We start from the raw sequence: 12,701 nt of genomic DNA, 5'->3' as shown, positions 1-12,701 counted from the left end.
AATAGCTGATTTGTGAATTAAAAAAGCAGCATGCCTCAGCATGCTGCTTATATTAACTGTTATTGACTATGCGCGGTTCATGGCATTAATTAAAAATGCTGAAATTTTTGCACCTTCTCTAAGCGTTGTATCTGAACTCGATTGACCAATCAGTGAACTGTCAGTAAATGGGGCAATTTCCATCATATCAGCGCCAGTGATCGGAAATTCATCAGCCAAAGCAACCAAGATATCCAAAGCATGCTGCGGCGTTAAACCGTTCCCTTCGGGTGTGCCTGTTGCTGATGCAAACTCTTCATCGAGGGCGTCAATATCAAAGCTGACGTAGAGTTCATCAACATTATCAGCTTTAAGCTGAGCAATGACTTCTGCGGCAATTGCCGGTGCGCCTCGTTCGATGATCTCATGGGCCCAATGTTGTTTAACGCCAAAGGTAGATTCCCAGTGTTCTTTTGGCTTACCGCTTGAACGAATACCAAATTGGATCAGATGATGTGGTGCAGGTAAAAACTCTAAAATATGCGTGCACCACGAGCCAAAACATAAATCGATACCTAAACGCTCAACGAGTAAATCGGTATGCGCATCAAAGTGAATAATCGCAGTGCGTTTACCTTGCGCATGCTTTGCCTTCAAATACGCTTTAGTTAACGGGTAACTAATTGAATGATCACCACCAATACCAAAAATGCCTTTATCAGTAAACGTTGCATAAAAGCTATCGCATACATCTTCAGTGATAGACAACGGGCTGACATAATACTCACTGCTTGGATTATCATATAATGCCTGTTGGCAATTACTGATAGTCGCGTCGTTTAAATATTTATCATGCAATAAATGTGGAATAACCCTTACATCACCTAAATCAAACGACTTTGCCTGAGGCTGCTGATCAATCAATGCTGAACGTAAAAACAACGGCCCCCAGTTGGCGCCGCGTAAAATGCCACCACCACAGTCAGAGCTAATGCCTAAGGTCACCGCTTTATGCTCACTTTGACTAAGTGTATCGAGTGATGCACGCCATAGCGTATCGACATTATCTTCTTGCCCATACAGTTTCATACGCAGCGCCGCTTTTCGTTCTTTTGCAGTATTAACTGTAAAAACGCCATCGCCCGGCGGACATAAACAGTGCTCAACTTTACTTTTAAATGTGTGCCATTGTGTGCTCATTGCAATTCCTTACTGTGTGCTTTTGCGTAGTTATGCAAAAGAGCGTTGTTGAAAATAAAATTAATAAAAGATTCACGCGCCGATTTTCACTCGCAATTTTATTACTCTCGCCGCTTTAGCTACATTTTAAATAACTATATAAATCTCTATAATAACAATTGGTTATACTTATTCGTCCAACAACGTATAAACTAAAATAGAGTGCCTAGTAGGATTGATATAGTGTCTATGAATACAAGTCAACTACCGGCGATGACACAAATTAAAGTCAGTTGCTTGAATATTCAAAGAGAATGAATAAATTTGATAACGGACATCCGTCCTGTACAAGGCAATGCATTGTAGTAATTATGCTAAATTGACAACAACTCTTTATAAATTAGCGTTATTAACTGACGTTAGAACAAAAGTTATAAATAAGGCCCCGCTATGGAAAAGGTATTTCACTTAGGACTCACCCGCGACGATCTACACGGTGCAAAACTTGCAATTGTACCGGGCGATCCAGATCGTGCAGCACGTATTTCAACTTTTCTCGAAAACCCAACTTGCCTCGTCCAAACCCGAGAATTTCATGCTTACTTAGGTCAACTTAACGGTAACTCTGTGGTTATTTGCTCAACCGGTATTGGTGGTCCTTCAACCTCCATTGCAGTAGAAGAGCTGGCGCAATTGGGAGTTGAAACATTCTTACGAATTGGCACAACTGGCGCTATTCAACCTCATATTAATGAAGGTGATATTTTAATCAGCCAAGCATCTGTGCGTTTAGATGGTGCGAGCCAACATTTTGCGCCATTGAACTACCCTGCGGTGTCTGACTTTTTCGCCACTCAAGCGATGGTAAATGCGTGCGGTAATTTAGGCATTGATTTTCATATTGGTATTACTGCATCAAGCGATACTTTTTACCCAGGTCAAGAACGTTACGACACTTACTCGGGTTATGTACCAAAAGCATTTCAAGGTAGCTGTGAAGAATGGCAAAAGCTGGGCGTGATGAACTATGAAATGGAATCAGCAACCTTATTTACAATGTGTGCAGCACTGGGGCTAAAAGCAGCCTGTGTAGCTGGTGTGTTGGTTAATCGTACTCGCCAAGAAATCCCCAATGTAGATCACGGCGAGATTGAGAAAAAATCAGTCGCCGTGGTACTAGAAGCCGCTAAATTGCTGTTGGCTTAATATTTAAACTTATACTTTGTAGTACTGGCAATTCGGTGTAACTTGCCAGTACTGCTTGACTGACACTCAACTGATTTCCCTTGCCCTGCGTTTGTAGTAACTCAATCCCTTTGACAACATCTTTAGTCATTGCCAAACCGGCTAAATGCAATTGACTCACCGCACTTTGCAGTGGTGATAAGCTCGGGCTATACGCGGCATTTTCCGCATAACAACCATAAAAATTGCCATTTTCGAAAGTACTAATTTTCACTGCGCTGTAATTTTCAGAGTAAGGTACATATGCAGCCAACGCATAACTTAGCAACGTTTTATCCAGTTCATCAGTTACAACAAATTCATGCTGTTGTGGAGCAGGGTTAAACAAACTATAAGAATTACCTAAATCTTGCGGGCCAAATGAGTGAGGGAGCAAATCAGCCAGCTTGAATTGCTGCTGCGGTAATAAAATATCAAAGCTCTGCGCATCAGCCAACTCATTCATGAATTGACGACAATAACCACATGGCGCATCACTGATAGCAATTTTAGCTATTTTTTTCGCGCCATTGAGCCAAGCGTTGTTAATTGCCGATTGCTCAGCATGAACCACTAAGCTTAATGCTTGTTGTGCAAATTCAACATTCGCCCCAAAATAAAAATGTTGCTCACCATGTTTATCGTAGCCAACTACAATTGCCCCAACAAAAAAATGTGAAATAGGCACAACTGCAAATTTTGCAGCAATAGGTAAACAGGCACGCAGTATAACCTCGACAGGTTGCTTATATTGCGCGCACAAAGCTGTAATATCAGCGGTATTTAAAATACCCTTGTGCTGTTTTACGTGAAGATATAACTGCTGCTGTTGTTTTTCACTGAAGCTAAAAACGCAGCTAGTTTGAGTACTTACTGTAGGCGTTAATGAAGACATAGACTAGTTTTATGATTTAATGGCTAACTAGTTTAGAAGGTTCAACGCTTAAATGCTAGGTTGATTTACTAACCAATTTTTCGCGCTGTTAAAACAATCAAAGTTTTCTGCCTTTATATCAAAGCGTTGTGCTTTTTGCAAAAACAAATCGTGCATAAAACCATCAAAACTAACGACGCGAGCAATAAAGCAACTAGCTAACCACTGAGATACTGCTGGCATAATAGTCAGTAGATCACTAGCCGGAAATTTATGCGTTAATTCAGACACATCAACGAGTAACTTATTACTGCCGTAAATAGATACGTACTGCTGCGCGATTTGATAAAAGTTCATCACATCCTGTGCACTTGCCGTCCCTCTTAGCGTCATCATTATTAATGACGTAGATGCATCATACGTGATGCAAGTAGACACATTTGACATATTACTACTCAATTATTAATACACTTACCATTATGGCAAAACAGCCGACATTCTAGATAAAAAAAACAGACAGTCAATATCTAGTAGCAAATCAGGTCTGACCAGAGCGTTAATACAGAATAAAGGATGGTTTTTTTTGCTAAAATGATACCAAAAAATACCTTGTTGTAACTAAGTTATAACCTGAAACAGCTTAACGATAGGAAGTAACTGTATTCAATACATCTAAGCTGAACTAAGATTAAATAAGATGTTTAATGCGGATAAATATAACTTACTTGGTAATATATGCGCCGAACCTTACCAGCACAGCGCACTGTTAGTGCTCAATTAACTAATTAATGGACCTCTCGCTGCTAAACACAGCAAAGAAGTCCACACTTAATTATTGGATAATCAACCGGTATTACGCATACCTGCGGCAATCCCAGTCATAGTAATCATTAACGCGTTATCAATGTCACCAGAGCTGCCTTCTGCCGCTTCGCGCGAACGTTTTAACAACTCAACTTGAAGCACATTCAATGGATCCGTATACGGGTTGCGCAAACCAATAGACTCTTTTATCCAAGGTTGATCGGCAAGCAAACTTTGCTGTGGACTTAACGATTGTACCAGTGAAATAGCCTGCTTGAGCTCTTTACGCAGTTTTTCACCTAGTGGTTTGTATTGCTCTTCAACTAAAGCGTCGTCGTAATGCGCACTTAACCAACAGTCCGCTTTACTGAATACCATTTCAAGCATTTCTAGACGGGCTCTGAAAAACGGCCAGCGTTGACTCATCTCATTAAGGGTGTCTATGCCGTGTTTTTCAAGTGCAGCTTGTAAACCAGTTAGTGCCCCAAGCCATGCTGGTAGCATTAAGCGATTTTGACTCCAAGCAAAAATCCACGGAATAGCTCGCAGGCTTTCAACACCACCATTGGGATTACGCTTTGCTGGACGCGAACCAAGCGGTAATTTTGATAGTTCCTGCTCTGGTGTTGCCATTCTAAAGTACGGCACAAAGTCTTCATCAAAACGCACTACATTACGGTAATGCTCACATGACTTTTCACTGATCAACGCCATTACATCACGCCATTCATCTTTTGGCTCTGGTGGTGGTAACAAATTACTTTCAAGCACAGCACCGGCATAGATGTTTAGACTTTCCAGCGCCACATTAGGTAGGCCAAACTTAAAGCGGATCATCTCCCCTTGTTCGGTAACACGCAGGCCACCTTTGAGTGAACCTGGTGGCTGTGAACGCAAGGCTTGCGCAGCAGGTGCGCCACCACGGCCAACAGTACCACCACGGCCATGGAATAATATCAGCTCAATACCACGTTGCTCTGCCAATTGTACAAGCTTATCCATTGCCTCGTATTGCGCCCACCCGGCAGCCATCATCCCAGCATCTTTGGCTGAATCTGAGTAACCTATCATAACATTCTGTATGCCCTCAGCTTGGCCTCGATACCAGTTATTATCTAGCAATTGAGTAATAACATCGCTGCCTGCATTTAAGTCATCTAAGGTTTCAAATAATGGCGCAACAGGCAGTTTAAAACTACAACCACTTTCTTTTAATAGCAGTTGTACTGCTAATACATCAGAGGCTGTGCGTGCCATTGAAATAATATATAAACCAAACGTCGACGCATCTTGCTTGGCGATTACATCAAAGGTGTCGAGGACTTCTTTTACATCAGCGCTTGGTTGCCAATGTTTAGGAATAAGCGGGCGACGAGAGTTAAGCTCGGCTAATAAAAATGCCTGCTTATCTTCTTCTTGCCATTGGTCGTAATCACCTAAACCTAAATAACGAGTGAGCTCTGAAAATACCTGACTGTGGCGTGATGAGTCTTGGCGCACATCTAGTTTAGCTAAACGAATACCAAAGCTATTAATACGACGTAACACATCTAATAATAAGCCATTGGCTACCACCGCAATGTTACTCTTAAGCAACGAACGGTAGCATGCCTCAAGCGGCTGCTTTAACTGCTCAATGTCAGTGACGATGTCTTGTGCATCGGTGCGCTTATTCATAATTTTAGCGCCAAGATGAGCAACGGTTTCACTCACTTGCGCTTTGAGTACTTTTAATACCGCACGATACGGTTCAAAATCTTGTCCAGCGAGCTCGACTAGCTCATCACTGGCTTGTGACATAGAAAGCTCAGTGCTTAAAGTGTCGATATCGCGACTGTATAAATCCAGTGCCATCCAGCGCCCATGATCCAGCACTTGCTGCGTCACTAATGCTGTTACAAATGGATTGCCATCGCGATCGCCCCCCATCCATGAGGTAAATTCAACGGGGCTGTAATCGTTTGGTAACTCTAAATCAAGGTGCTCTTTTACTTCTTTATTAAAGTCTCGTAAAAAACGCGGAACGGCATGCCATAGGCTATTTTCGATAACTGCAAAACCCCATTTTGCTTCATCAATTGGGGTTGGACGTGAACGACGGATGTCGTCTGTATGCCATGCTTGGCTGATCAACTGTGCGATACGGTTTAATATATTTTCACGCTCATAAGGCAGGTTATCGGTACGCTCAAGAGCTGCTAAACAATCACTTAATTCAACGTGTTTGTTAATAATTGTACGACGAGTTACTTCAGTTGGGTGTGCAGTTAAAACTAAATTGATATGCAGTTTAGCTAAACTTTCTGCGATTTCATTGGGATTTATTTTACCCTGCTGTGCGTGGCTAGCTAATGCTTTTAAAGTTTGTGTTAACGGGCTTAGCTGACAAAAACCCACGTCATTAAAACGAGAAATAGTATGAAACTGCTCTGCAACATTGGCTAGATTCAAAAAGTGATTAAAAGCACGTGCCACTGGCAGTAACTCTTCATCGGTTAAAGCATGCAGAACATTAATTAAGGTATGGCGGTCTTGCTCGTTTCCTGTGCGGGATGACTTAGCTAAAGCTCGAATTTCTTCTACTTTATCTAAAATCGCTTGTCCTTGGGCGTCTTTGATTGTTTGGCCTAATAATTGCCCCAATAAATTAACGTTCCCACGCAAGGCGGCATATTGTTCACTCATTCCTGATACTCCATTGTTGATGTTTATACCATAAAGGTACTAATAATAAGCCGTGTTCAATTTTTAAGTGTGGAGTGTAAAATGCGGTAAAAAATCGACACTTTGCTTACCTTTATATTTGTAAGACTCTATTAATATCATCCAAATGGATAATTTAACAGATCCAAGGCTTATTCTATTTCGTAACAAGACATAATGAATCGATGAATTTTGAGTAACTATGATTATTTTTTACGATGGTAATTGCCCGCTTTGTGTTAAAGAAATGGATTCACTTAAGCGTGCTGACACACACAACAAAATAATACTCGAAGATATAAATAAAGATGATTTTGAGCAGCGCTTTATAAACATAAAACGCCACGATGCCATGGCGTTTTTGCATGGCCAGCGTGATAACGGTGAAATGATTTACGGATTAGATGTCACATTTGAAGCATGGCAAACGGTTGGCCGTCATTCATGGCTAAAGCTGCTACAATTACCCATAATACGCTTTATTGCCGATTTAGGTTATCGCCTGTTTGCTAAGTACCGCAGACAGATCACACGCATTTTCTGTCAATCAAGTTGTGGGATAAAATAATGACTAACGCTTATATTATTTTCGGTGCAAGTAGTGAAATTGCAAATGCGTATCTAAAAGAAATTGCCAAACACGATCCACAGGCTATGGTTTTTTGTGTAAGTCGCAGCTCTATCGACACATCCGCTGTCGGTATTGTTGTTGAGCAGTTTGTTTGTGACTATTCCAAAGCACGCTTAAGTGAATTAACAAACTTACTTAAAGAGCGCGCAATATACCCAACTCAGGTAGTTATTTTTAACGGCCAGCTACATTATGCGCAATCTATGCCTGAAAAAAAACTCGACGATATCGATGAGCATTATTTCAATACCTTACTCAACACCAATACATTGACTCCTATTTTGTGCCTGCAAGCAATCGCGCCGCTACTTAGCCACAAAATACCTTGTACCATAACGGCCTTAAGTGCGCGAGTAGGTAGTATTACAGACAATAACTTAGGCGGCTGGTACAGCTACCGCGCCTCAAAAGCAGCACTTAATATGTTATTCAAAACAGCAGCTATTGAACTGCAACGACGCGCAAAACAAACACGTTTAATTCTTTTTCATCCGGGCACAACAGATACTAATTTATCTAAGCCGTTTCAAAAAAATGTACCCGCAGGTAAGCTCTTTACACCTGAGTTTGTAGCATCACAACTTTATACTCTTTTACAACAACCTGAACAGCTCACTGAGGTAGGTCAACCCGCCTACATTGATTGGCAAGGTGAGCACATACACTGGTAAGGATAAACCATGCACTTTACAACAGACGCCATTAGTCAGTTAGATAAACACTACCGTACGCATTTAATAAACTCACTATCTGGTTTTAAAAGTGCCAACTTAATTGGTACTCAAGATAGTGCAGGCAACACCAACTTAGCAATTGTAAGTTCGGTTATTCACCTTGGCGCGCATCCACCGCTTGTAGGTATGATTATGCGCCCACATAGTGTACCTCGTCATACTTTCGAGAATATTTTAGCAACCGGTGTTTACACTATTAACCAAGTGAATAGCGAGATTGTGGAACAAGCTCACCAGACTTCTGCCCGTTACGATAAAAATGAATCTGAATTTGATGCTACAGGCCTTACAACCGAGTATCTGGCTAATTTTTCGGCTCCGTTTGTTGCTCAAAGCCGTTTAAAGTATGCAGTTAAATTTGTTGAGCATCAACACCTTGCCGTAAATGGCACTGAGTTAGTAATCGGTGAGATTATAGACTTACATGTTGAAGACTCAGCAATTTTAGAGGATGGTTTTATCGATTTAGAGTCAATCAACACCGTCACCATTAGCGGCTTAGATAGTTATCACAAAACACACGCTATAACGCGTCTACCCTATGCTAAAAAACCTCGTTAAATAGAGCAGCTGAGCTTTGAAAATGATTGTTAAGAGTGTCATATATACTTTGAATAATTAAATATCATACTTTGATACGGTTGTTAACACTGCGCTATGGAGTAAACCTCAGCAGCAAGTGCAACGTATTATATTGAAAGTCGCAACTACCTTACAATAGACTGTTTTGGTAATTGCGACCCACACTTAAAATATTATTTTAAACATTTCTAATGAGCAAGGATACATTGCATTACAACCTATAACTGTAGGCAGAACATTGGTTCCAAAACCACCATTATTGACCGCTTGTACGTAATAACCATTAATCGATTTAAGCGCGATGTTGTCACCATTTTGAATTAATGCACCAGGGTTATTTGGTAATTCTATAGTGAACGTTTCCCATATTGATGCCGCAGTTCGGTTTGCATTAAGTGCAGCCCCACCACCTTGCTCTGCCACAAAATAGTATCCTGATGTTGTTTGGATATGTATTTCATCACCACTTAGCAAATCACCGCCATTAATATCTATTAAATTAAATTGCTCCCATGGACCAATTGCAAGACGATTTGCATTCACTGTATCCCCCCCATTATTCTCAGCCACAACGTAATATTGGCCACCTGTTTCTAGGGAGATATTGTTTAATATAGTGGGGTTACATGGTAGCGTGGTAAAAGTGAGATCTTCACCTTGCAGTGTTGATCTGGGCGGTTTTGGATCACCATGAAACCGAAAATGATACTGCGTTCCACAATCTAAATTAGCTACTTGCGCACTCACAGGGCCATTAACTCCTGCGGGTGTGACTAAAACACTAAAGCCATAGTTTGTGGTTTCACCATAATCAATTATTTCACCACTTAAGCCAATAGTAGATGCCGAATAACCATTTAACTGCGCCGATGTTGTCGTAATATTGCTTGCAGGTTGTGTTGTGTACTGCGTACCAGCATGCGCAATCGATGCCGTACCAAGTAAAACCACAAATAAAAGTTTTGAAGTAATCATTGTCGAGTTCCTGTGACGTTTACGCTGCTAGGATTAACAGCCCTATAAGCGTAAACGTCGACATGAAATAAAACATTACACCTTATTACAAGTCGCATAATGATAAAAAACTTACATGACACCCATTTAAATCTAAATTCAACAAAAACTTACATGACACCCACTTAAATCTAAATTCAATACATAAACTTACATGACACCCACTTAAATCTAAATTCAGCAACTTATTCCAATTCAAACCCATCATAAAGTTACAATCCTATATAAACTTACATGACACCCATTTAAATCTAAATTCAACAACTGATTCCAATTCAAACCCATCATAAAGTTGCAGTCCTATATAAAGTGACTAGTATTTTTATAGAAACACAACATTGGAGGTTTTATGGCAATCGCTCGAAAAAGACAAATTAGCCTAAGTGATACTCGCTACTATCACTGTATATCTCGTTGCGTAAGAAAAGCTTATTTATGTGGCATAGACAAGCATACGGGCCAATCGTATGAGCACCGCAGAGAATGGGTTGAAGATAAAATTATAATGCTCGCTTCAATATTTTGTATTGATGTATGCGCCTATGCTGTGATGAGTAATCATACACATATCATCCTTCATGTAGATAATAATAAAGCTAACCGCCTAAATGATAAAGCCATTGCTTTACGCTGGCACAAAGCATTTAAAGGTACTTTATTAACTCAACGCTTTGTGAAAAATGAGGTGCTCTCTACTGTCGAACTGCAATTAGTAAAGTCTAGCATTGGAGAATATCGTTCAAGGCTAATGGACATTAGCTGGTTTATGCGATCACTTAATGAGTACATTGCTCGCAAAGCTAATAAAGAAGATAATTGTAAAGGTAGATTTTGGGAGGGACGCTTTAAATCTCAAGCTTTACTTGATGAGTCAGCACTAGTGGCTTGTATGGCCTATGTCGATCTAAACCCAATCCGTGCTGGAACCGCTTCATCACCTGAAAACTCAAATTATACAAGTATTAAAAAACGTATTGCAGCAGCACAAAATGCCAAACAACCTAGGTCCTTATTTCGCTTTGCAGGTTTAACGACAAAACACACTGTAAATGGTTTGCCTTTTGAACTGAACTCTTACCTAAACCTTGTTGATAAAACAGGGCGCTGCATAAGAACAGATAAAACAGGTTATATAGATCATTCTTTGCCACCGCTACTAGAGCAACTAAACATATGCCCTGAAAACTGGCTAAAAATCACCAGTAAGTTTACTAAAGTCTTTCATGGTGCTGTTGGTAAACCAGATGCAATTGACCGGTATTGTAAACACCAACACTTTAAACGACGAAGTAACCTCAAAAATTGCGAAAAACTATTAGCGTAATACCATATAAAACAACTCTTTACTTTTTATCAGCTCAAGGCTGAAGCTTGTGCTGCCAGTTATTTGCTATACTCGCCCCAAAATGAACATTTACTATTCTGAGAAGAGTTTTTTAATATCATTAGACACATAAAAACTCATGTAACTGTATTGAACTTGGGTGTCATTTTAATTTTTAAAAGTAGTGGATGTCTTTTAACTTATCTTTTAAATTAAAACTAACCTACGTTGTATCTACAATTTACAATATCACAGCTCCAATTCGAATGGTTTGGGAGCATGAGTTAATATTTCATAGCCTGTTGGTGTAATTAAAATATCTTCTTCAAGGCGCACACCACCAAAATCAGGAATATAAATACCAGGCTCGATGGTGATCACATTGCCAACTTCTAATTGATGTTTACAGTTTATATTTATAAAAGGCTGTTCATGTAAAAATAATCCGAGCCCATGACCAAGCCCTTGTCCTGCATATTTACCAAAGCCTGAGGCGTCTAACATTTGTTGCGATACGTTTTGTAAATCAACACAATTAACACCGGGACTAAGTAAATCAATTGCCGCTTGTTGCGCAGTTACAACAGTATTGTATATTTGGGTTTGTTTTGTAGATGCTTTCCCTAACACATAACTGCGAGTCATGTCTGAGCGGTAACCGTTAACAACCGCACCAAAATCCAAAGTAATAAAATCCCCCTCTTTGAGCTGGCGGTCACTTGGGCTGCCATGTGGTAAAGAGGTACGTTCAGCAAACATTAAAATGGTCGCAAATGACATCCCCTCAGAGCCTAATTTTTGCATTCTAAACTCAAGCTCTAGCGCTAAATCTCGCTCACTTACACCAGCTTTAAAAAACGGTAATGTTTGTGCCAATGCATCATCAGCAATGGCGGCGGCAGCTTTGATTTGCGTTACTTCCCATTCAGTTTTGACCATGCGCTGACGTTCAACTAGTCCTTGAATTGGTAATAATGTATGACCACTCAAATCATTCGCTACTTGCTGCCAAAGCGCCACATTAATAAATGCAGCATCAAAACCTAAACGGCTGTTAGCTGGTAAAAACCGATTAATACAATCGCCTAAACTTTCGTTATCACGGTCACGGCTGATCACTTCAAAACCATGGCACTCTGCTTGTGCTCGCTCAAAGTAGCGATAATCGGTAATTAGTACACAGCTTGTTTGCGTCACTATTGCATACGCGGCATTACCACTAAAACCACTTAAATAGCGAATATTCTCATGACCTAATAGTAAAATGGCGGTTAAATTTTCGCTTGTTAATTGTTGTTTTAAAGTCTGTTGGCGCTGAAAAAGCTGACTGTTCATCGAAATATAAATCCTAGTTTTAAGGGATCGCTTGGCTCAATTAGACAATATATGTTTAGCAATTACAAATACACTTACGCAAACTACTTCGGTGAAAAGCTAATGCAGCGCAAGCACTTACAGATGTACCCGTTGAGCGCTCCTATCCTCAACAAAAATATAAATATCTAACACCTTTACTTAGTTGTCGGAATCAATAAATAACATTTGAGTCATGATTATTTTTTTGTATACAGTATATCCTTGCGTTTTTTGGCGCAATAGCGTTGATAAAAATACCGATCCGCTCCTACTCAGTTTCAAGGCTGGTTCACTTTT

Annotated in this window: 11 protein-coding genes; 5 read left to right on the top strand and 6 right to left on the bottom strand. The window is 40.1% G+C overall.

Annotation, left to right across the window (positions count from 1 at the left end; translation table 11 throughout):
• Positions 1-66: 66 nt before the first annotated feature.
• Entirely contained in the window at positions 67-1,179 is a 1,113-nt protein-coding gene (locus H5182_RS01985; protein WP_182759417.1) for an arginase family protein, read from the bottom strand.
• Positions 1,180-1,608: 429 nt separating this feature from the next.
• Between H5182_RS01985 and udp the strand changes: the two genes are divergently transcribed.
• Positions 1,609-2,364: a uridine phosphorylase gene (udp, locus tag H5182_RS01980; protein ID WP_149979966.1), complete on the top strand. Its 756-nt coding sequence runs from the start codon at positions 1,609-1,611 to the stop codon at positions 2,362-2,364.
• Here the strand turns inward: udp and cdd are convergent.
• The 3 genes from cdd to ppc form a co-directional block, all read right to left on the bottom strand.
• A complete protein-coding gene (gene cdd / locus H5182_RS01975; protein WP_182730784.1) occupies positions 2,345-3,277 on the bottom strand; it encodes a cytidine deaminase in 933 nt (310 codons plus the stop codon). The genes udp and cdd overlap by 20 nt on opposite strands.
• A 48-nt stretch (positions 3,278-3,325) precedes the next feature.
• On the bottom strand, positions 3,326-3,703 hold the full coding sequence (locus tag H5182_RS01970; protein ID WP_182759416.1) for a hypothetical protein: 378 nt from the start codon (positions 3,701-3,703) through the stop codon (positions 3,326-3,328).
• Between the two features lie 396 nt (positions 3,704-4,099).
• The gene (gene ppc / locus H5182_RS01965) at positions 4,100-6,745 is read right to left on the bottom strand and encodes a phosphoenolpyruvate carboxylase (protein WP_182717606.1); all 2,646 of its coding nucleotides are present in this window, start codon (positions 6,743-6,745) and stop codon (positions 4,100-4,102) included.
• Positions 6,746-6,965: 220 nt separating this feature from the next.
• Here ppc and H5182_RS01960 point away from each other — a divergent pair, with 220 nt between their 5' ends.
• The 3 genes from H5182_RS01960 to H5182_RS01950 are packed head-to-tail and all read left to right on the top strand — an operon-like array spanning position 6,966 to position 8,689.
• Positions 6,966-7,331, top strand: coding sequence for a thiol-disulfide oxidoreductase DCC family protein (locus tag H5182_RS01960; protein ID WP_182730785.1), 366 nt, complete (start codon positions 6,966-6,968; stop codon positions 7,329-7,331).
• Positions 7,331-8,065 carry an SDR family NAD(P)-dependent oxidoreductase gene (locus tag H5182_RS01955; RefSeq protein WP_182733969.1) on the top strand — a complete coding sequence of 245 codons (735 nt, stop codon included), beginning with the start codon at positions 7,331-7,333 and terminating at the stop codon, positions 8,063-8,065. Before H5182_RS01960 ends, H5182_RS01955 begins: the two co-directional genes overlap by 1 nt.
• Before the next feature lie 9 nt (positions 8,066-8,074).
• The gene (locus H5182_RS01950) at positions 8,075-8,689 is read left to right on the top strand and encodes a flavin reductase family protein (RefSeq protein WP_145234432.1); all 615 of its coding nucleotides are present in this window, start codon (positions 8,075-8,077) and stop codon (positions 8,687-8,689) included.
• 186 nt (positions 8,690-8,875) lie between these two features.
• On the opposite strand, the gene H5182_RS01945 is transcribed toward H5182_RS01950, so the two are convergent.
• A complete protein-coding gene (locus H5182_RS01945; RefSeq protein WP_145234434.1) occupies positions 8,876-9,685 on the bottom strand; it encodes a peptidase S8 in 810 nt (269 codons plus the stop codon).
• 388 nt (positions 9,686-10,073) lie between these two features.
• Here H5182_RS01945 and H5182_RS01940 point away from each other — a divergent pair, with 388 nt between their 5' ends.
• Positions 10,074-11,048 carry a transposase gene (locus H5182_RS01940; protein ID WP_182759415.1) on the top strand — a complete coding sequence of 325 codons (975 nt, stop codon included), beginning with the start codon at positions 10,074-10,076 and terminating at the stop codon, positions 11,046-11,048.
• 249 nt (positions 11,049-11,297) lie between these two features.
• Here the strand turns inward: H5182_RS01940 and H5182_RS01935 are convergent, their stop codons facing one another.
• Positions 11,298-12,383, bottom strand: a complete 1,086-nt coding sequence (locus H5182_RS01935; RefSeq protein WP_182730788.1) for a Xaa-Pro peptidase family protein — start codon at positions 12,381-12,383, stop codon at positions 11,298-11,300.
• Positions 12,384-12,701 lie beyond the last annotated feature (318 nt).

Origin of the sequence: Pseudoalteromonas sp. SG44-17 (genome assembly GCF_014164235.1) — a bacterium.
In the GTDB taxonomy this organism is placed as follows: Bacteria; Pseudomonadota; Gammaproteobacteria; order Enterobacterales; family Alteromonadaceae; genus Pseudoalteromonas; species Pseudoalteromonas rhizosphaerae.
This window is presented reverse-complemented; position numbering and strand designations above follow the sequence as displayed.

What these genes read in the sequence shown, in the direction of transcription:
- H5182_RS01950 (WP_145234432.1), top strand. Translation starts at nt 8,075, where the DNA reads ATGCACTTTACAACAGACGCCATTAGTCAGTTAGATAAACACTACCGT.
- H5182_RS01935 (WP_182730788.1), bottom strand. Translation starts at nt 12,383, where the DNA reads ATGAACAGTCAGCTTTTTCAGCGCCAACAGACTTTAAAACAACAATTA.
- ppc (WP_182717606.1), bottom strand. Translation starts at nt 6,745, where the DNA reads ATGAGTGAACAATATGCCGCCTTGCGTGGGAACGTTAATTTATTGGGG.
- H5182_RS01940 (WP_182759415.1), top strand. Translation starts at nt 10,074, where the DNA reads ATGGCAATCGCTCGAAAAAGACAAATTAGCCTAAGTGATACTCGCTAC.
- H5182_RS01945 (WP_145234434.1), bottom strand. Translation starts at nt 9,685, where the DNA reads ATGATTACTTCAAAACTTTTATTTGTGGTTTTACTTGGTACGGCATCG.
- udp (WP_149979966.1), top strand. Translation starts at nt 1,609, where the DNA reads ATGGAAAAGGTATTTCACTTAGGACTCACCCGCGACGATCTACACGGT.
- H5182_RS01970 (WP_182759416.1), bottom strand. Translation starts at nt 3,703, where the DNA reads ATGTCAAATGTGTCTACTTGCATCACGTATGATGCATCTACGTCATTA.
- H5182_RS01985 (WP_182759417.1), bottom strand. Translation starts at nt 1,179, where the DNA reads ATGAGCACACAATGGCACACATTTAAAAGTAAAGTTGAGCACTGTTTA.
- H5182_RS01960 (WP_182730785.1), top strand. Translation starts at nt 6,966, where the DNA reads ATGATTATTTTTTACGATGGTAATTGCCCGCTTTGTGTTAAAGAAATG.
- H5182_RS01955 (WP_182733969.1), top strand. Translation starts at nt 7,331, where the DNA reads ATGACTAACGCTTATATTATTTTCGGTGCAAGTAGTGAAATTGCAAAT.
- cdd (WP_182730784.1), bottom strand. Translation starts at nt 3,277, where the DNA reads ATGTCTTCATTAACGCCTACAGTAAGTACTCAAACTAGCTGCGTTTTT.